17 protein-coding genes and 3 pseudogenes are annotated in these 19,599 nt (G+C 57.4%); 3 read left to right on the top strand and 17 right to left on the bottom strand.

The annotated features are described in order from the left end of the window. Positions 1–610 precede the first annotated feature (610 nt). The 15 genes from AB3X96_RS34840 to AB3X96_RS34770 all read right to left on the bottom strand — a co-directional run bounded on the left by AB3X96_RS34840 (position 611) and on the right by AB3X96_RS34770 (position 16,418). Entirely contained in the window at positions 611–1,591 is a 981-nt protein-coding gene (locus tag AB3X96_RS34840; protein WP_368593261.1) for an ATP-binding protein, read from the bottom strand. Positions 1,592–1,594: 3 nt separating this feature from the next. Further along, entirely contained in the window at positions 1,595–2,548 is a 954-nt protein-coding gene (locus AB3X96_RS34835; protein ID WP_368593260.1) for a hypothetical protein, read from the bottom strand. Continuing rightward, positions 2,475–3,647 (bottom strand): hypothetical protein, encoded by a 1,173-nt coding sequence (locus AB3X96_RS34830; RefSeq protein ID WP_368593259.1) that lies wholly within the window; start codon positions 3,645–3,647, stop codon positions 2,475–2,477. Before AB3X96_RS34830 ends, AB3X96_RS34835 begins: the two co-directional genes overlap by 74 nt. A gap of 617 nt (positions 3,648–4,264) precedes the next feature. Then, positions 4,265–5,398: a porin gene (locus tag AB3X96_RS34825; RefSeq protein ID WP_368593258.1), complete on the bottom strand. Its 1,134-nt coding sequence runs from the start codon at positions 5,396–5,398 to the stop codon at positions 4,265–4,267. Positions 5,399–5,986: 588 nt separating this feature from the next. Then, positions 5,987–6,760: a lysine/arginine/ornithine ABC transporter substrate-binding protein gene (locus AB3X96_RS34820; RefSeq protein WP_368593257.1), complete on the bottom strand. Its 774-nt coding sequence runs from the start codon at positions 6,758–6,760 to the stop codon at positions 5,987–5,989. A 280-nt stretch (positions 6,761–7,040) separates the two neighbouring features. Then, positions 7,041–7,841, bottom strand: a complete 801-nt coding sequence (locus AB3X96_RS34815; protein ID WP_368593256.1) for an alpha/beta fold hydrolase — start codon at positions 7,839–7,841, stop codon at positions 7,041–7,043. 27 nt (positions 7,842–7,868) lie between these two features. Further along, positions 7,869–8,687: an HpcH/HpaI aldolase/citrate lyase family protein gene (locus AB3X96_RS34810; protein WP_368593255.1), complete on the bottom strand. Its 819-nt coding sequence runs from the start codon at positions 8,685–8,687 to the stop codon at positions 7,869–7,871. Between the two features lie 20 nt (positions 8,688–8,707). After that, positions 8,708–9,799, bottom strand: a complete 1,092-nt coding sequence (locus tag AB3X96_RS34805; RefSeq protein ID WP_368593254.1) for a mandelate racemase/muconate lactonizing enzyme family protein — start codon at positions 9,797–9,799, stop codon at positions 8,708–8,710. Further along, on the bottom strand, positions 9,796–10,605 hold the full coding sequence (locus tag AB3X96_RS34800) for an NAD-dependent epimerase/dehydratase family protein (protein ID WP_368593253.1): 810 nt from the start codon (positions 10,603–10,605) through the stop codon (positions 9,796–9,798). Before AB3X96_RS34800 ends, AB3X96_RS34805 begins: the two co-directional genes overlap by 4 nt. Positions 10,606–10,692: 87 nt before the next feature. After that, complete coding sequence (locus AB3X96_RS34795) at positions 10,693–12,027, bottom strand: aspartate aminotransferase family protein (protein WP_368593252.1); 1,335 nt, start codon at positions 12,025–12,027, stop codon at positions 10,693–10,695. A gap of 7 nt (positions 12,028–12,034) precedes the next feature. Next, positions 12,035–13,108, bottom strand: a complete 1,074-nt coding sequence (locus AB3X96_RS34790; RefSeq protein ID WP_368593251.1) for a phosphotransferase — start codon at positions 13,106–13,108, stop codon at positions 12,035–12,037. A 95-nt stretch (positions 13,109–13,203) separates the two neighbouring features. Further along, positions 13,204–13,929, bottom strand: a complete 726-nt coding sequence (locus AB3X96_RS34785) for an amino acid ABC transporter ATP-binding protein (RefSeq protein WP_368593305.1) — start codon at positions 13,927–13,929, stop codon at positions 13,204–13,206. A gap of 82 nt (positions 13,930–14,011) precedes the next feature. Next, entirely contained in the window at positions 14,012–14,755 is a 744-nt protein-coding gene (locus tag AB3X96_RS34780) for an ABC transporter permease (protein ID WP_368593250.1), read from the bottom strand. Beyond that, the gene (locus AB3X96_RS34775) at positions 14,752–15,444 is read right to left on the bottom strand and encodes an ABC transporter permease (protein WP_368593304.1); all 693 of its coding nucleotides are present in this window, start codon (positions 15,442–15,444) and stop codon (positions 14,752–14,754) included. Before AB3X96_RS34775 ends, AB3X96_RS34780 begins: the two co-directional genes overlap by 4 nt. Before the next feature lie 209 nt (positions 15,445–15,653). Then, positions 15,654–16,418 carry a GntR family transcriptional regulator gene (locus tag AB3X96_RS34770; RefSeq protein ID WP_368593249.1) on the bottom strand — a complete coding sequence of 255 codons (765 nt, stop codon included), beginning with the start codon at positions 16,416–16,418 and terminating at the stop codon, positions 15,654–15,656. Positions 16,419–16,791: 373 nt separating this feature from the next. Between AB3X96_RS34770 and AB3X96_RS34765 the strand changes: the two are divergent. After that, positions 16,792–16,930 (top strand): annotated as a pseudogene (locus tag AB3X96_RS34765) (transposase domain-containing protein); the annotation flags it as partial. A 177-nt stretch (positions 16,931–17,107) separates the two neighbouring features. On the opposite strand, the pseudogene AB3X96_RS34760 reads toward AB3X96_RS34765, so the two are convergent. After that, positions 17,108–17,352: pseudogene (locus AB3X96_RS34760) on the bottom strand (transposase domain-containing protein); the annotation flags it as partial. Between the two features lie 124 nt (positions 17,353–17,476). Between AB3X96_RS34760 and AB3X96_RS34755 the strand changes: the two are divergent. Both AB3X96_RS34755 and AB3X96_RS34750 read left to right on the top strand, forming a co-directional pair. After that, entirely contained in the window at positions 17,477–18,091 is a 615-nt protein-coding gene (locus AB3X96_RS34755) for a hypothetical protein (protein WP_368593248.1), read from the top strand. A gap of 4 nt (positions 18,092–18,095) precedes the next feature. Then, a complete protein-coding gene (locus tag AB3X96_RS34750) occupies positions 18,096–18,593 on the top strand; it encodes a tyrosine-type recombinase/integrase (protein WP_368593247.1) in 498 nt (165 codons plus the stop codon). A gap of 765 nt (positions 18,594–19,358) precedes the next feature. Here AB3X96_RS34750 and AB3X96_RS34745 read toward each other — a convergent pair. Beyond that, a pseudogene (locus AB3X96_RS34745) lies at positions 19,359–19,526 on the bottom strand (hypothetical protein); the annotation flags it as partial. Positions 19,527–19,599 lie beyond the last annotated feature (73 nt).

Here is a 19,599-nt window from a genome sequence, read left to right as displayed (position 1 = left end):
CCTGAGCGCCATATCTCTCTTCGCGCCATGTGTGCTGCGGCCAGGCTAGCGCGGGTGACCCAGTCTCGAAGAAGCGACAGATATTCATCTTCGCCAGAAGGAAAAGAGTTGTTGCAATGGGGCCAAGACCCGCAGTGCTCCTGCATCACGATTTTGAGTGCAGCCATGTGTCCGGCCGCGACGGAACCTGCATGCACTCCGACCCATGCGTCTTTCAGTTCGCACATATGGAACGGACATCTGGAAAGCCAACCCAGCTCATGCAGATAGCTGTGGTAGCCGCGCTGTGCACATGCGTCGCAATAGCGCACGCAATGACGATCGCGCCTGTTTGGCGGGGGGCCGTAGTGCCCACAATTTACGAACACGACGGACGGCGAAATGAAAGCCTGAACATCAGGCAACGCTTCGTGCAGGATCTCCGACAGACGAACTGCCTCCTCGTGCGGCAGCGGCGAATCTGGATCCGGGGCAATGCTCAGGAACCTCAAACACCTGTCGCTGCTGATACCGTTCAACTCCCGGAAACGGACAAGGACCGACAGCCTGGACTCATACGGGCGGAGATTGCCGGGCCACCAGTTGACGGAGGGATACGCAGCCATATCCGTCAGTTGCTGTTGGCGATTATTCGCATGTGATCCGAAAAATTGGATTTCGCGAGTTCACGCAGCCAGTTTTCGTAGGACGTCACCTCGTCCCAGGTCTCGCCCACGGCCAACTGGAAGAGTATCGCCTCGGTTGCCCTGGCGACATGCTGCATGGGAAACTCGAAATGCCGGCGTGCAGATTCGGGCGAAAGCTCAATAAGCGCTTTCCATAGGTGACTTGCGCAGTCCGCGAGCCGGCGCCCTTCCCTGAATTCGCCCGGTGCGAAGTATTGCAGGTATGAAACGCTGCTCCCAGGTGGCCACTCAGAATCGATGTCGTAGCCGTTGAGCACGTATGCGATTTCGTCCGGCGGGCGCAGACCATGAAACCGCGCATGCGCAGCCATAAAACGCGCGGCCAAGTGGGCGTTGCCCGTGATCGCCATATACTCATGACGATAGTTCAGCTGGTGCGAGCCGACGGAAAAAACGCTCAGCAGGTAGCCTTCATAATCGAGGTCATTCTGGATACCGAGCAGCCATTTCCACTCCCGGAACGTGATATCCTGCGCTTCGTCAATGATTAGCATCACGTAATTTCGCTTCGCGTTATTCGCAAGAGCAATGAAGCGCTGTTTGCAGAGGTAGATCCCTTCCGCTTTTTTCGGCGGTTTCGTCGGATGGGCGAATTCGAAGTGTGAAGCGAGCAACAGTTGATGCCAGAATCCCGCCTCGCTTGTCTGACTGTCCGGACGGCGGTTCCACACCACCAGTGGCACCACGGCGCTAAAGCGCTCTTGCAGCACCTTTTCAACATACCACTGTACGCAGCGCGACTTGCCCAGCCGCGAGGCGCCATAGATGTAGCCGCCCGGTCGTTGCTGGTCGATCCATTCGCCGATCTGCTCGATCATTTCGTGCATGGGTGGCGTATATACCGCGTACTGCTTCGTCACGATGCAATGTCGCGGATCGACGCGCTCGGGCAGGGAGAACCGCATGGCCTACCGCGATTCCGCCATTCGACGTGGCGGGAGCGTGGCGCCGGGACCCGCCTGCTTCGGTGGAGCCGCCGCGCCGTGCCGCACCGGGCTGCGTGTGGCCTTACCGCCCGTGCTGTCGTCGCCGGAAGCGTCGCTGGCCGCCTGCTGGCCCCGAGCCATCGCTGCGTCCAGCATGGCAGCCCCGATTGACGGGTCGGCAGCCGCAGACAATATGCGCCGTGCTTCCAGGTAGGCCGGATGGACGGGCAAGCGGTGATGCGCGTGGCTTTCTACATAACGCATGAAGGCATCGATGGCATCTGCGCCCGCCGGGATCGTGAACTGCCCGCGCGAACAGGCCTGACGGATTGCAGCTCGAACGGAAAGACTGTGCGGCGAGATGTTCCAGGGCGGCGCCGCCCGCAGCACGCCGAGCAACATGCCGTCGAGCGTGGAGGCGAGCGCGACCCGGCAATCGTCCTCCTTGTGACAGACCACCCAGATCGCGGACCCGACGAGGTCGTGCCGATTGTGAAGCACCTCGTTCGTGTAGCGTCCGTAATAGAACTCGACAAACGGGGCGCGCCCCGTCTGCGCGCCGCCGCGCACGATACAGCGCTTGCGAATGCTCAATAGTGCGTCTACAACGGCAGGATCGGCTCGACGCAAGGTTTGCTGCGAATGCTGATACAGGAACTTCGCATACGCCAGCGGCGTCCGGTTGCCGATGCCGCTGTGTGGCGTGGCGTTGTAGTTTGCGACGAGCACGTCAAGCAACTCTTCCGCATACTCGTACTGGAATCGGCTCGCCAGGGCAACCTCTTCCGGCTGCCGGCCCTTGCGGTCCTGAGGCTTGCCGCCAGTGGTGTTGGAAAGGCGCTGAAAGCCCTGTCCCGCCAGGTTACGAAAAAAAAGCTTCGATAAATGGCCGATCGTCCTTGCTTCGACGTTTCGAAAACGAGTTTTTTGGGTCAAGTACCGTGGCGCCAACCGCATCGCGCAGCGCATCGCGCACGTGCTGGCAGGTTTCCGCCAGGGCGCCGTCTACGCTGGTTTCATCCCAGCACAGTCCGGCGAAATCGTCGCCAAGCCCCGAGAGGAGCCCGGCTTCGGACAGATACGGTTTGTCGCAGAAACTCACTGGGCGCACGCACCACCTGCTCAATGCCCGTTTGAGCGCGCGCAGGACGTCGTCTTTTGATACTTCCCGCCTCATGCTGAGGTAGTAGCCGAGTACCGCGCGCGAAACCACCTCAAGGATCACGATGACCCACAGGCGATGAACGATCTTCTCCTGGAAACCGCCCCCCATCAGGGGAAGCGACACACAAAAGCGTCCGTCGAGTTTGTGTGCATCCATCTCGACACGCTGCATGAACTTCATAACCGGCCGTCCAGCGCCGTCCCCGGTCTTCAGCTTTAAGACCAGGTCCGGGCCGCCGCTCGTCGCGGCTAACGCTCTTGGGTTCGCCGACAGCACGCTGTCAACATACCGGCCAATCGAGACATAACCCAACCTTGCCGTATTAAACAGCCACTCGCCGCGCTGCTCATACCCAAGGCCACGAAGTTGGTCGAGAAACCATGCGCAATGGCGCCTTTTCGACTGCTTCGTTTCGACCAGCCGCTTGCCTGAGACGCCCGCCAAAATACGTGCTTCGAATGCGTGGCGAAGCTCTGGCCAGGCATCGAGTAGTGCCTGCAGCGCGCCAGCGGCGCCGCCACCGAAATGATCGAGCTGGATCTTCCGACACCGCCGGTAGTGCTTGAGCCGCACCCACGGCACCAGCCCCCGCCATCCGTAAGGCCGCCCGTCTGGATGGGTTTCGAGGCAACGTTCACGAATCAGACGATAGGCCTGTTTTGCGCCAAGTGAGGTACGCCGCTTGATGGTGTCGGCCGTCGCACCGGAAAGATACAGCGAGACCGCTTCCTTCCTCGCAAAATACAGCGCGCGCCGGCCGCCTTCGAGCGCACCCTCATCGGGACTGACCCACTGCGATGTGTCGATAGTTCGCCTGCCCATCGTCCGGGTGGAGCAGTAAAGGCTGTCGTCAACGTCGCCTGCTTCCATGGACGCTCCATAGCGCCCGCTCGGCGATAGCCAGGGGGCGGATGCCTATAAGACCATAGAGCGCTTTCGCAGGAATGCAAGGCGAAGATTCAGCCGCACTGTCGAAAAAGATACAAAATTGCTTGAACTGTCGGCCGAAGGAACAATTTTGCTTGAACTTTTTGCAAGCAATTTTGTTCTCGATAGTCGTGGAAGCCGCTAATTTCCGGCCGTCTAGTGGTAACAAAATTGCTTGCACCGACGCATCCGGCGTCGCGCTGTCGCGCTTTAGGCGGATCCTCAATCGTTGCGGCAAGGGAAATTGTTGCCGACTTTGCTTCGTTGGACGAGTGACCGTTTGTGGGCCGCCTGTAGTCCAAGGCCTAAAACTGCGGCTTCAGCTCCAGACACAGATCGCTTGATTTAACGCCGACATTTATTGGGACGGCCCACAAAGGTTCATGCAGCCGGGAGCGTTCTAACCGGAAATCTGCGCCAAAGACAAGGTTCCCCGAAAAGAAGCGCGGGAAAAAAGTCCCATGCGGGTGCATGGGACAAACGGGCGTCATCCCGTGGAGACCGGTTAGAAACGTTGCTCGGATGAAGATGCAACTCACCCTCGCAACGTTCCACGCAATTTAGAACTTGTGACGCAGACCAACCAGAACGAGGCCTTGCTTGTCCGAGCCGGCGTCGACGTCATTCGAACCGATAACAGCCTGGGCGGCACCAAGGCCATTTTGCCCGCTGGCCTTCGCGTAGGAAAAGACGGTATACACGTCGGTTCGCTTGCTGATGAAATAGTCGGCGCCTATGGAGACCGTATGTTGCTTCGCCGAAGAATCACCATGAGAAGTCATATAGTCGTAGCCGATTTGGCCCTGCAGCGCGGGCGTAACCTGCCAGACCGAATAGACTTCAAAGTTGTGATATTTCTCGGAGTTGGCGAACGTTGACTTGGCGTCGGCGTTGTACTGCGAGAAGCTGTAGTAATCGCCCAGCGTAAACTGACCAAGCACGTAGTTGCCACCTGCCCGGGTGATGTTGATGGAACGTGCCGAAGCGTAAGCGTTGTTGACAGAACTGTTGAAGAGCGAGTCTGCCGACGTCGTTCCTCGAATTGAAAGCGCTCCATTGCCGTTGTCGATATGTAGATATGCGGCGGCCAACGACAGTGCGCCATTGCTGTAGCTCGCGCCACCGCTGTATGTCTGTCCAGACCCAACAGCGCCAGCGACACCACCGAACGAATACAGCGCTTCGACTTGCAGACCACCCCAGTTCGGGCTGACCCACTTCACAGCATTGCTGATTCGGATGCTGTTGTCGGCGTTATCAATGTCTCCCGGGCTCGTGAAGAAACCGCCGAGCCAGTTGTCGCCTGAGACAGGCTGCACTAGGTCCACCGTTGGGTCGTACTGGCGTCCCAACGTGACAGTTCCCCAACCATTTCCGGTCAGGCCGACATAGGCCTGGCGTCCAAACATCCGACTACCCTGCCCAAGCTTGCCGTTCGTGGAGTTGAAGCCGTTCTCAATCTGGAAAATTGCCTTCAGGCCACCGCCCAGATCTTCAGTGCCCTTCAAGCCGAACCGTGGACCGGACTGCGCGCCACTCGCCATTGCAATCTGCGTGGAATGGCCTTCACTGTTGTGGATGTACATGAGGCCCGTATCTACCACGCCGTAGAGCGTGACCGTGCTTTGCGCATGCGCCTGGCCTGCTAGCGCCGCGAGCCCCGAAATGATTGCTGTCGTTGCGAATTTTTTCATTTTTTTCCAAATCAATTATTAGTAATACTATTAGTTGTACCATGTGTACCGTTAAATAATGTCTCCAGACAACGGGGAGACACGACCGCCATCCAAAGGAAGAGCTGGCTCGACCTTCTGTACTGCGAAACGGAGCGTCAAAAGTGCCGCAGGTCCTTGACATAGGCGCCAGCTGAGACATTGGCCCGTGGCCTTCGAATACAACGAGCAGCCCTTGTTCCCGAGTGACTACAGAGGCGCATCCATCAGAAACGATGGGCAATTCATCTCGATTATTGAAATCGGATTCGAGGAGGTACTGGTCGCGCTTCAAGCACCGCTGGAGCGCCTCCTGGCATTCAATAGCCCGTGAGTGGCATCATATCTACCGGCAGCGCCGCAAAGTCCACAGTCACCTTACATTCGGAAAACCATAAGTGAATGACCGCAATCCTGCGCGAAGCCGTATGCGCGTCCCATTTATCGCGTCTGTGCAGAAACGCGGCGAATGCAAGGAACGTCTTTAGATACTTACGCATTGTGCATCCTGCCTAGGAATCGGCGCGCCCGTGCAGCGACATGGGCGGCGCTTACCATTCGTGCGTCGTCTCAATAGACTGAGAACGGAAAGTACTTTGCGTTGATGGTCTTGTACGTTCCGTCCGACAGAATCTGCTTGATTGCCACATTGAATTTGTCGCGCAGGTCGTCTGAGTCCTTCCGTACAGCGATTCCCTTGCCTGGGCCGAAGTATTTTTCGTTGCGGATTTCGGGGCCCACAAACTTGCAGCACGAACCATCTTTGGTCTTGGACAGGAATTCGTAGAGCAGAACCGAATCCGACATCACGAGGTCGATGCGGCCAGCTGCGAGGTCCATGTTCGCATCATCGACAGACTTGTAGGTCTTGATGGTCGAGTTCTTGTACTGGTCCTGTAGATAGGTGGCCTGCGTGGTCGAGCCCTGCACGCCAATCGTCTTTCCTTCCAGTGCCTTGGGCGACACGTCCTTGATGTCAGTGTCCTTGGCCGCTATGAAGCGTGCTGGCGTGGCGTAATACTTGTCAGAGAAATCGACCTTTTGCTTGCGCTCATCCGTGATAGCCATCGAGGAGATGATGGCATCGTACTTGCCCGACATAAGGCCAGGAATCATGCCGTCCCACTCCTGGGTGGTGAACTGACATTGAACCTGCATCTTCGAGCAGAGCGCTTTCGCTATATCAACATCAAAGCCGACAAGTTGTCCCTTGTCCATGTAGTTAAACGGCGGATACACGCCCTCAACTGCGACACGAACAACCTTCCAATCTTTTGCCTGGGCCGAAACCGTTGCGATTGCCATCACTGTTGCGGCAGCCAAGCGGACTAAACGCTGATTCATCGTAGATATCCTCAAAAACATGTGGTTCCGTTGTGCGAGAGGCTCCTTCGCAACTGCTTGAATTCGCTAACGTGAAAGCAGTGTAACGCGCCAAAAATATAGCAATATATCGGTGTATTCCTTTGTGTCGCCTACGATGCGCAGCGAGGTCAAACACCCGCCAAAGCTCAGCGCTTGCCGCGACGCATGGATGGCGATGGTTCAACAAACACAGATGCGAGAGAACGAGCTTCCGCTGTTTGGCTCAGTGCTTCGTGGATGCCGTCGCCGAGAGTTGTTCTCAGGCTGTCTGCATCACGAAGAAATCGCTGAGTACCCGCGAGAGTTCTTGCGGGCATTCGCGCATGGGGTAATGTCCGGTCTGAGGCAATAGCACCAGGGTAGACTGCGGATACCAGCGAAGCGCCGTATCTTTCATCCTGCCCTCCGAACAGCCGGGGTCGACGTCACCCACCACCACGAGCGTTGGAACCTTCGAACCTTCCGCCTCGCTCTGGAAGTTGGTTCCTGCCCACGACTCGAGATATCCAAGCAGTCCGGCTTCAGATGTGGATGACACACTTGCCGACAGAAGGTCGTCCAGCCACGCATTGTCGCGCAGGCCGCCAGTGTTCAGATCAATGAGTTCGCGGCGAGCTGCCGTTTCGCGGATAGCCTTCGAGAGTAAGGCGCGTCGAGCATCGTCCAAGGTCGCCCCGCAAGCAGGAACGGGCGCTATCAGGGCGACCGACTGCAACCGGTCAGGCACGTCGACCATGAGGCGCTGGGCCACCATGCCACCCATCGAATGACCGACAACGTGGAATCTTTCCCACCCTAGTTGGGCAGCGACGCAAAGAACATCGTCAGCCGCAGCCTCGATTGTCTTCGGACCGCTCTCGCCTACCCGACTTCCATACCGACGGCAGTCGATAAATGCGTACGTGAACCGCTCCGCATCGATGAACGGAAGCAATGGGTCGAATAGGTGACTGTCGCCCATCCAGCCGTGTGCGACGATTACGTGGGTCGGTCCATGTCCACAAACAAACGTCGGGTGCAGAGGCTTAATTCCTCCGTCTCCTCGAAATGTGTCAGCCATCCTTCTCTCCTGGTTTCTCGATTGAACTTAGTAGCCGCCCGTCTGTGCGGCGGGTGTCTCGCTAATGACAGACGCCATTCCTTCGCGCACCTGTCGCACGCTGGCTGTTGCCGCCGCCGTTAGCAACCGGACGTCGTTGGACACGGTGACGAGGTCAAAACCCCACCCTAGCGCTTTGAGCGCATACTCCGGGGACCCGCAATGCAGCGCCGCGCGGATTCCGGCGCTATGTGCGGCCGTCAGGATCTTTTGAATTGCATCAGTCACTTCCGGTTCTTCGCGGTCGAAGCCTGGCTGATACTTCTTTCCGGTCAAATCAATGGCGAGGTCTGCGGGCCCGATGTAGACAGCATCAAGGCCTGGGGTCGCCACAATCTCGTTCAGGTTGGACATTGCTTCGCTTGTCTCAATCATCGCGAAGCCGACAACCTGCTCGTCCGCTTCAAAGCGATAGTTCGGACCTGCGGAGATGACCGCTCGCGTGGGTCCGTAGCTCCGGACACCGTTGGGTGGATAACGAAGGTATGAGACGAACTCTTCCGCTTGCTTCCTGCTGTTGATCATCGGGCAGATGATTCCGTAGGCCCCGGTATCGAGTGCCTTCATGATTTGTCCGGCGTCGAGCCAGGGCACGCGAGCCATCGGGGTCACGCCTGACGCTCGCATGGCCTGAAACATACCCAGCGACGTCTGCCCATCTACCACCCCATGTTGCAGGTCGATTGTGATGGAATCGTAGCCTTGCTCGGCCATGATTTCTGCCGTGAAACTATTGGGGATGGACAGCCAACCATTGAGCGCCTTCTGGTTGGACGACCAGAGTCCACGGATATGATTTGGAAGCATTGCTTTTTCTCTCTGACGAACTACGCGCGACGGTAACGTTTGAGGACGTCCATGTCGGGTTCAAAACCGAGCCCAGGTCCTTGCGGAACATTCACGACATCGCCGCGCCGGATGCCTTCAACGTCTGCAAGCCATGCATCTGGCTGAACAAAATTCCACTCCAACGCCTTGACCGAATCGAAGGCTGCGGCCAGTTGCAGACTTGCGAAGAAGCCCGGTCCGAAGTACGGTGAGTGCGGCATCACAGATGCGTCGAACTGACTCGCAACATCGAGTACAGCCGCAAACTCAGAAATGCCACCAACTTTCGTGACGCTAGGCTGGACGATATCGACGGCACCTGCTGAGAGCGCGGACCGGAACTGCTGCGTCGTGCACCAGTTCTCGCCTGCGGCGATGGGGAACGACGAACTACGGCGTTCAGCGAGCGCCTCGAAATCCTCGGGCGGGAAGATGGGCTCCTCAAGCCAGCTCAGATTCAACTCCTCAAGCTCGGCCCGGTTGGCGTCAATGAAATCCTTCGTCCATGCGCAGTTGACGTCCACACACATCGCGCGGGTGTCCCCGAGGACCTCGCGACAAGCTGCAATTTCCTTCAGCGCAATTTCGTGTAGCTTGATGTCGGAAAAGCCGGCCTTCATTGCTTCTTCGCAGGTCATTGCGGCGAGTTTCGGGTCGGCGTAGCGCACCGGACTGCAGTAAAACGGAATCGACGTACGCTGTCCGTTCCCAAGCAGCTTTGATACCGAAACGCCTTCGCGCTTGCCCTTCAGGTCCCAGAGCGCAAGGTCGACGCCACCGATTGCAAACATGGTCACGCCATATCGACCAAACATGTGAATGCGGCGCTGCGTCTGCAGATTCCACGCGGGGATATCCTCGATGGTCGTTCCGATGAGAGTCGGAAGAATCAGTTGGTCCATGATTGCTTTGGTCGCATCCACCGTGAAGTATCCGAAGCCTTCGCCCCATCCGACGTTACCCCGTTCGTCTTCAAGCCTGACCAGTGCGAACTCAAGACTCTTCCATGCTGTAGGCATGATTCCCACGCCCGTTCCGCGAAGCTGGAACGGGATTTCGACAACCATCGTCTCAGCCGATACGATCTTCATTTTTGCACCGTGGGGTCAGGAAGGTCGGAGACCGCAAAAAAGCCACCGACGTAGTCAATTCCGTCGTTTGCGCTTAGGGTCTCGAGAGGACGAAACTCTGGGGCCCGGTTCTCCGATGCGTAATCCATCGGGGAATATCCAAGACGCTCGGCCATTTCGTTGTTCAACAGGGGGCGTGGACAGTGGGAAACGCCATAAACCACCTCATATTTGAGGTCTTCCGCCTTCAGACCGATTTCAATGAGTTGAACCAGGTCGCGGCCACTCGTCCACAGCCGCTCACGTCGGCCGTCGACAACCTCTGGGTCAGCATTACCGATGCGAATTGCTAGCGTGCTGATACCGTAGCGATGTGCATACATTGCGCACGCAGCCTCACCAAATGCCTTGCTCAACCCATAGAACCCGTCAGGAGCGGGCAACGAGTCGTCCGCTACAGTCGAATCTGAGGACAGCAGTCCTACAGCGTGGTGACTGCTCGCGAAAATGAAGCGTTTGACTTCATGCATCCGGCACGCTTCGAGAAGGTTGAGAACTGCCTGATAGTTCGGTCCCAACGTTTCCTTAAAAGCAATCGACGGCGAAACCGCTGCTGCGAGATGGACGACACCACTCGCACCTGCGACCGCCAGCTTCGCAATGTGAGGGTCTGCGAGGTCGCCGCGAAAGACCTCTTCATCATCCTGAGCATCGACAATCGGCGCGAGGTCAATAAGACGCAGGTTGTAGCTGCTGCGCAGCATCGGGCGAAGTAGCGTGCCCACACGCCCCGCTGCACCGGTAATTAGAATAGTCTGCCTTGACATCAAAGCGTCTCCTGTTTAAGTGACGAGGCGGGCCACTGCACCCCTTGAAGCAGGCGAGAGAGTCTGAAGGACCTGAACTGGTCGCTCTCAGGAAATCTGCTCAAGGGTCATCTTGAAAATATCGAGGAATTCGTCGCTGTTCTCCCGGGTGAAAGGCAACGGCGGGCGAATCTTTAGGCTGTTGCCTGCAGGTCCGGTGGCGCTGATAAGCACGCGATTTTCGCGAAGCGCATTCACCAGTTTCAGCGCAAACTCACCGTCCGGTTCCTTCGTCTGCTTGTCTTTGACGAACTCTACGGCTAGGTAGAGACCGGAGCCGCGCACATCGCCAACGCCCGAATGACCAGCCGTCAACTCGCGCAATCCCTTGAGGATGTATGCGCCCATGTTCTTCGAGTTATCCTGGAGCTTCTCGTCCATGATGACGTCAAGAACTGCCTGAGCGGCTGCGATGCAGACAGAGTTGCCTCCAAAAGTGTTGAAGTACCGAACCTTGTTGCCGAACTCCACCAGCAGCTCCGGTTTTGCCACGACAGCAGCAATCGGAAGGCCGTTGCCCATCGGCTTGCCCATCACAGCCATGTCCGGCAGGATGTTGTGACGCTGGAAACCCCACATCGAATCGCCCAGGCGTGCGAAACCGGGCTGCACTTCGTCAGCAATGAAAAGGCCGCCGCGCTGATGCACGACATCGACGGCCTTGCGAAGGAAGCCCGCCGGGTGCGGGAAGAGACCGTCAGTCGAGAACACTGTGTCCACAATCATGCCGGCGAACCGGATACCGTGGCGCTCAAGTTCGTTAATGGCGCGCTCGACCTCCTGGGCAAACTCGGTATCGACGTCCACACCAGGAGCAGTGCGATATGCATCTGGCGCCTTTACCATTCGAACATGCTGACCCACGGGAACATGCGGCCCCATGGTCGGTGAAATTTCCGCGACCGACGCCGTAATGCCGTGATAGGCGTTACGCGTGACAATGAAGCCAGTGCCCTTGGTATTGAATCGGGCAACACGCATGGCAAGGTCGACCGATTCACTGCCCGTACAGGTGAACATCACATTGCTCATCTCCTGAGGGAAGGTCGAAAGCAACTGCTCCGCGTAGCTCAGAATCCCTTCGTTCAAATATCGCGTGTGCGAATTCAACGTAGACATCTGACGCGTGACAGCCTCCACGACGCGCGGGTGACAATGGCCGACCGACGGAACATCGTTGTACACGTCAAGATAAGGAGTGCCGTTCGAGTCATAGAGATAGACGCCATCCGCACGAACGAAGTGAACCGGGTGCTCATAGAACAGCTTGTACGACGGCCCGAGACGCTTCGCGCGCTGTGCGATGAGTTCCTGCATGTGCGGCTCGACCTTGTGTGTGTTAGCCACATCAAAGCCATTAAGCATGTAAGCGGTAGAAGACATGGGGCAGTTACTCCGTATGACAGAAACGAATCAGTTCGTGCTGTGCGCGGAACTGGTCAAGTGAGAGGAGACGGTTCAATTGCAAGCACGACCGCGGCGTGTTGCGAAGGATGTATTCGGCGTTTTCTGGAAATTCGATGGCACGCCACTCGGTGATTGCAATGCGAACGGCCATCCGGGTGGTGACGAGGTCGTACAACAGAGCGAGTTCGTCCTTCAGCAACGGGTTGACCTCGTGATAGCCACCAACCAGTACGGCAGCATCATTGAGCAGGTCTTCCGAGTCGCCCAGCAGGTAGGCCGCAGCAACTGCAACGTCGTTGATCAAAGGCGTGTGCGCCATATCACCGAAATCAAGCACCCCACTAACCTCGGAGTTGTCGCCGGCAAATACGAGTACATTGTCAGCGCTGAAATCGTTATGCACGACCTGGCGCCTGAAGTTACCCATTGAAGGGGCAATGACCGTGGCGAACTTGTCGAACACGCTCTCAAGCGAACTGCGGAGAGCACCATCTTTCACCCGAGGGAGGAATTCGACGAGCGACGTCGCGTGTTGGATGTCCCAGGAGAGGGGATGAAATGCTGCCGGATGCTCGAAATCGCGCAACGCGAGTCCGATTCGAGCAAGCATCCGACCAAGGTTTCGATGCAGCGCGACACTCGGTTTCGCATCTTTCAGAAGCATTCCGTCCACGAATGAAACCAGCCGCATCGAACGCTTCGAGCCATCATTGAGTTCGGCGTATTCAATCGCGTTGTTTTCAACGCTGGGAATGACATGCTGAACCGGAAGTGAAGGGTCCTTCCGCGCGGGGTGAAGTAGAACGGACACTTGCAGGTCGGTGACTGCGGGGTCCTCCGCGGGATGGGAAATCTTGAGAAGAAACTTCTGCCCTTGCGGGTCTTTGATGAGGAAGTTCTGGTCGCGCTCTCCGGAAAGTCGGGTCACCCGACCACGAATGTCGTAGTGGGAGGTAACGAGTTCTTCCGCCACTTTCTCTGATACAGGGGCAGCGGACTGCATGAGAAGCGAATTCGCTGATAGCGGTTCAATCATCATGGAAATAGGAGCGTTCATAGTTTCGCTGAAGAGGGCTCAACCGCAACGTCACCAATCGTGTCTTTATATCAATATATCGGTATAAACCGAAGTCGACGTGGGTAGTCGGTGCGTTAGTGCTGGAGAATCTGGGCCAGGAAGGCCTTCGCGCGGTCGGTCTCGGGCGCGTCGAAGAAATCACGGGGCGACCTCTCTTCCACGACCGTCCCTTGGTCCATAAATATGAGCCGGTCCGCCATCACTTTCGCAAAGCCCATTTCGTGGGTAACGCACAGCATGGTGATACCCGTGGAAGCAAGGTCCGTCATCACGTCCAGAACCTCTTTAATCATCTCCGGGTCCAGTGCCGAGGTCGGTTCATCAAAGAGCATCACTCTCGGGTTCATGCAGAGTGCGCGGGCAATGGCGACACGTTGCTGCTGACCGCCCGACAGCTGGCTGGGATAGCTCTCCGCCTTGTCGGCAATCTTGACGCGCTCGAGCAGCCCCATTGCCTTGTCGACTGCTTCCTTGCGCGGCAGTTTTAGTGCCGACATGGGTGCCAGAAGGCAATTCTCAAGGACCGACATATGGGGAAAGAGGTTGAATCCCTGGAAGACCATGCCAACCTCCTGCCGCACGCGATCTACGCCTTCGCGATTACCAAGCGTGGTCCCCCCGACGCTCAACGTACCCTTCTGATAAGACTCAAGACCATTGACGCAACGAATAAGAGTCGATTTGCCGCTTCCCGAAGGGCCGCAGATGACGACGCGTTCACCCTTCTTCACCGTCAGATTGATGTCGCGGAGTGCGTGATATTGGCCGTACCACTTCTGGATTCCGTCGAATCGAATCATCGTTTCCGCTACAGACGTATTCAATTTAAGCTCCTTCCTTCCCGGAACACGCTTGCGCGTCTTCGTGATTTTCAGTGGGCGCTCAAGCCCTGGATAACTTGCTCCGTCGGCTGCGGTTGACTCTTCGTTGACCGTCGCTCTGGCTTGATGACGTGCCTGCCAAGTCTGCGCTCGATGACTGTCCACAACCGGCGAATACCCTCGACCAGCACCAGATAGAGCACTGCTGCCCACAGTAGAACTGGAAATCGAAGGTCCGCGCGAATGCGATACCTGTTGCGCCCATCAGTTCGTGAACAGAGATGACGCTCGCAATGGACGAAGCCTTGAGCATGAGGATGAGCTCGTTACCGAGTGGCCGCAGAGCAATCAGCGTGGCTTGCGGGAGAATGACGCGGACGAATGCGACTGAGCGCGAAACGCCAAGGGCGTGCGCTGCCTCCCACTGCCCCCAAGGAACAGCCTGAAGCGCCCCTCGCCATATTTCCGCCTGATACGCCGACGTGTTCGCGGCAAAGGCAAGGACCGCACACCAGAAGGAATCCCGGAAAATCCACCAAACGTGGAATGCCTGCAGTTCGTGGCGAAACTTGCCTGCGCCGTAGTAAAGCAGAAAGACCTGGGCGAGAAGCGGCGTACCTCGGAACAGATACGTGTAGCAGAAGAAGCTCTTGCGAACGAAGCGGTTTGGGCTGAGACGGCCGGCTGCGATTGGCAAAGCGAGCACGGCACCGGCAAGCACCGAAATGCCGACCAGTTCGAGTGTGGTGCCGAGGCTCCGACCGAAGTCCGGGCCGTACTGGTTGAGAAGGTCGAGAAAGTTCATTTGCCAATCACCATGTACGGACGGTTCGCGCGGATTTCGAGCCGGCTCAGACCTTGACCCGAGATGATGGATGCAACCAGGTAAATCAGGAAGGCAGCAAGATAGAAGAAGAACGGCTCACGCGTTGCACTCACCGCGAGATTGGCTTGTCGTATCAGGTCTGGCAGCGCGATGACAGAGACGAGCGATGTATCCTTTAGGAGCACCAGCCAAAGATTGCCCAAGCCGGGAAGTGCCACTCGCCACATCTGTGGGAAGACAACACTGACGAAAGCTTTACCGCCGGACAGGCCCAGTGCGTGGGCGGCTTCGTGCTGGCCGCGAGGTACGGCGTGCAGCGCCGCCTTGAAGACTTCGCTGGAGAACGCGCCAAAAACAAGCGTCAAAGCGAGCATGCCCGCAAGAAAACCATTAATTTCAACCGGCGAGGTGATAGCGACCAACGGGAGCAATTTCTGAAGTGCAATCTGACCGCCGTAGTAGACGATGAAAATCGTCAACAACTCTGGAAGCGCGCGAAAGATAGTGACCAGCGCCGTGCAGAAGCGCGCCACCCCGGATCCCTCTGAGTCCTGCCCTCTAGCCAGTAGCAGGCCGGCGCAAAGCCCGAATGGCAGCGTGCATAACGCGAGTTCGACGGAAAGCAAGGCTCCTGACAGTAATTGTCTCCCCCACCCTTCCGTCGTCAACAAATTTCAGTATTCAGACATGGCACCTCCAGGACACACAGACAGTTCAAATACACCGATATATTGGTATATACGGAAACAGAAGCAAAGTTCGTACCAACCCCTACGGGTAATCCTTCGCATTTGAAATACCAGCGGGCGGACCACGTTGTTGTTGCATTATGAGCCGCTGCCGGTGCACGGTGTGCACCGCTCCGGAGATTGACTGGCTATTCGTCGACGTGCTGTGCGGTTCTCAGAACGTCTTTGAAGCGCTGAAGATCCTGCGTGACATCACCGTGGAACAGGTTGCGCCGCTTCCGGATTAGATGTTCAAGCGTTTCGATGGCGTCCACATGCGTGCGCATCAGGACTACCGCGCGCTCCTCGTCGTGCCCCTTGATGGCATTGATCAAGGCAGTGTGTTCCTTCACGACTTCGTCGAAGTGAGCCTGCACCGGAAATGCCAGTCGGCGCACGCGGTCCAGTTGTCCCTTCGCGCCGTTCAGTAGTGTCCACAGACTCGGGAAGCCCGAGCAATCACAGATGAGTTTATGGAACTCCTCATCGAGCGCGTAGAACTGGTCGGTGTCTTTTGCTTTTGCGGCGAGGCGCTGTTGATACAGCGATACGTCAAGCCGGCTCGCGTACTCACTGGTGCAGTACCGCGCGGCAAGGGCCACCGTGCGAGCTTCAAGTCCGTCTCGGACCAGTTGACCTTCGAGAACGTCGTTCAATCGAATAGGGCTAACGTATGTCCCGGAACTCGACTTGATGACGATGAGTTTCTGAGCTGCAAGCTGTAGAATGGCTTCCCGTATGGGCGTTCGTGAAATATCGAGCTGACGCGACAGCTCCTTCTCGTTCAGGACCTCGCCCGGCGGCAGCCTGCAGGACACAATCGCGTGGCGCAGCAGCTCGTAGACCTGAGCCGTTTTCGGAAGGCGCTGGTCGAGGTCTTCGGGCGTGAAGATGTCCGTGGATTTGTCAGCCATGATTTGCTCGCGATGTCGCAAATAAGCAGAGCGCAAAATTAAGAAGCGGACGATACACCAGTATATCGCTGTTTCCTGAACGAGACCACTCCGGTATTGGGAGGGCAAACCCGCACATGAAGGAGAGCGGCCCTATGATCGGTTAGGAACTCTCCTGCACAATGGATCCGCTACCCGGCACGGGGAAACCCGAGGACGTTGACCCCAGGTCAATGACGATGTCTTTACGCAGAGAGATTCGGTCGTCGCCAGAGTTGAAAAAGACCGGGATCTCGGGCCTGCTGGGCGGAACTGCCGGTCGCCGCTGAGAAACGTCTCGTCCCATCAGTTCACGTGTTTCTGGACGACGGGAGCGGCGCAGCGCGGCACTCGCATCATAAGCCTGATCCGCTCGGCTCAACTTGAGGAGCACAACCCGCGCGTGTATCTCAAGGATATCCTCACGCACCTGCCTGCGACAGGGGCAACACATTGCCGCCTTGCTGTCATACCGCTGGCAGCCACTCTCATCGACACAATTTAGTTCTTCAAGACGCGGTTGCAGTTCACCGATGGCAACGCTACGACTAAGAATTGGTTAAACGAACTCGTACGCAATAGTCGACCTTCCGATGAATGAACCTGTCGACTTCAGGCGCCCTGATGCCTGATCGTGGGAAGCGCCCGGTGAAGGCACGGGAGCGAGTTGGCTAGTTGCGATCGGGCAACGCGGGAGCCCAGCAGTGAGGAAGCAACTGTTCGATGTCGGAAGCGCGATGTGTTGGCAGGCGCGTGAGCACGTCCTTCAGATAGGCGAGCGGATCGTGCCCGTTCGATTGTGCCGAGCGCATCAGGCTCATGATGGCAGCGGCACGTTCGCCGGCGCGAAGCGAGCCCGCGAACAACCAGTTCCTCCCGTCGCCCAGGGACGGATCTGGTTCTCAATCCAGTTATGCCGACTCCCCGATTATGCCGCGTCATGCATACGCGTGGCGGTGGGTATGGCCTTTCACGATCGCTGTGTCGGCATAAACATATGATTTCTCAGGCTGGCTATCGCGCGGGCCAAGAGAGATCAGATGAATGCGACACGCACAGTCAGCGAATCCGGTGGGCTGCCGGACCATCACATCGATGCATTTCTTGATCGTCTACGGACGGCACACTATTCCGAGGTATCGCTTCGCAAGAAACGAAGAGTCCTGTGTGCGTTCTCTGGGTGGATGAAGAACGGCAACATCGACCTGATTGATCTCCATGAGTCTGTCACGGCTCGTTTTATGAATCGCATGATCGACGCTTCACGAGACCGCGTCCAGCGTGCGCGTCCCACCTTACGGCAGTTTCTTGCCTATCTGCGCGCGGAAGCCATTGTGTGTTCGCCGACGTTGGGCGGCCAGTCCGAGATTGCGCGCATTTATCGCCGATACCTGGACCATCTGAGGCAGGATCGTGGACTCGCGACGAACTCGCTGCTCGTCTACGGCCCCTTCATTCGCGACTTTCTCGACAGCCACTCGGCCAATGACGGAAGTATATTGTCAGATGCATTTTGCGCCGTAACGATCCGAGATCATTTCCTTGCCTACAGCAAAGGTCGATCGGCGGAGTACACGCGGCTGATGGCAGTTGCGCTTCGCTCGTTCTGCCATTTCCTCTTTCTGCGCGGCTACACGGCCCAAGACCCTGTATGAGTCCGTGCCCGCAGTTCGTAAGTGGCGACAGTCAACTGTACCGACGTTTCTCACGCCTGAGCAACAAGAAGCTCTCATCGCATCTGCAGACCGGTCGACTTCAACTGGGTGCCGTGACTACGCAATCCTGCTGTTGTTGGCGCGGCTCGGTCTACTTGCCGGAGAAATAGTTGCCATGCAGCTCGACGACATTCACTGGCGTTCGGGGGAACTCGTCGTTCATGGCAAGGGGCAGATGGTGGAGCACGTTCCCCTGCCATCGGAGGTCGGAGCAGCAATCGCTACATATCTCCGCGATGGTCGCGGAGCAAGTGCATCGCGGCACGTATTCCTTCGCAGATTGGCACCTCGGGTTGGTCTGGCGGGACCGGCGGCAATTGGCAAGATTGTTTGTCAGGCCTTCGCACGTGCAGGTTTACGCCCCGCGTGCCGTGGTTCCGCACATCTGTTTCGTCACGGTCATGTTCGACTACGGTCGCCCCGCCTCAACACGAAGTGTTGAGTATGCCTTCAAGATACTGCGTTCCGCCTTGCAATGGCGCGCCCGCGGCGACCGTCCTAGCCCGAGGCCGCATGATCTGCGGCACTCATTCGTCTGTCATCGGCTGCAGGATTGGTACGCCCGCGGACTGGATGTCGATCGCGGCATTCTCGCCCTGTCGACTTACCTTGGGCATGCCAAGGTCACGGACACATACTCGTACGAAACAGCTACGCCCGAGCTCCTTGGGATCGCAGCCCGGCGTTTCGTGCGCTCTCAGGGAGGTACATCGTGAACCAGCCAACCGTGCAACCATTTCCCGTCCTGGTACAGAAATTCTTTACGCAACGGTTGCAGCAGCAGCGACACGTGAGTCCTCGCACCGTAATCGCCTACCGCGACAGCTTTCGCTTACTGTTGGCCTTTGCGCACGACTTGACATCGCGCCGATCGAGTTATATTAACCACCGTGGAGTCGACGAGCGCCATGCCTGAAATACTGCGTGTCGCCTTGGCCACGGGCTTCATCCTCTCAAGGTTCGGACCGGCGAGACGCGAGTTCAACTGTCCCGAACGGGGCCAATCTTCTGCACAAACGCTCGCGGTACGACCGGTCCAACGAAGATCGGCCCGTTCACATGAGGGTCGCATCGCAAGCTGAAAATCAAAAGAGCTCCCCGCCGTATCGGTCCCGATAGGCACGACCCTCATGCCCTCCTCAAGCGCTGCGTTCACTTGGTGAAATCATTCGATCCAGTGCAGTCCATCCCCTCGGAGCCACAAGGGGAAGATCGATTCGGCAAACTCGCGGTCGTAGCCGCGCTGGAGCATCCCTTCAACGATGCGGTCGTGAAAGTGCTGCGGGCCGCCCTTGCGCTTCCATGCGGCCATCGCGCAGCGCAACTGGTCCGCCTCGCCCGCGCTGAAGCCTGCCGCGAGCATCGCAACCTGCATAGGCATTGCTGTGCGACTGTCGCCCGACAACTTGCATCAGACGCATTCAGCGCTGGTATTCGAAGCCGCGAAG

The sequence above is a fragment of the Paraburkholderia sp. BR13439 genome (assembly GCF_040948805.1).
In the GTDB taxonomy this organism is placed as follows: Bacteria; Pseudomonadota; Gammaproteobacteria; order Burkholderiales; family Burkholderiaceae; genus Paraburkholderia; species Paraburkholderia youngii.
This window is presented reverse-complemented; position numbering and strand designations above follow the sequence as displayed.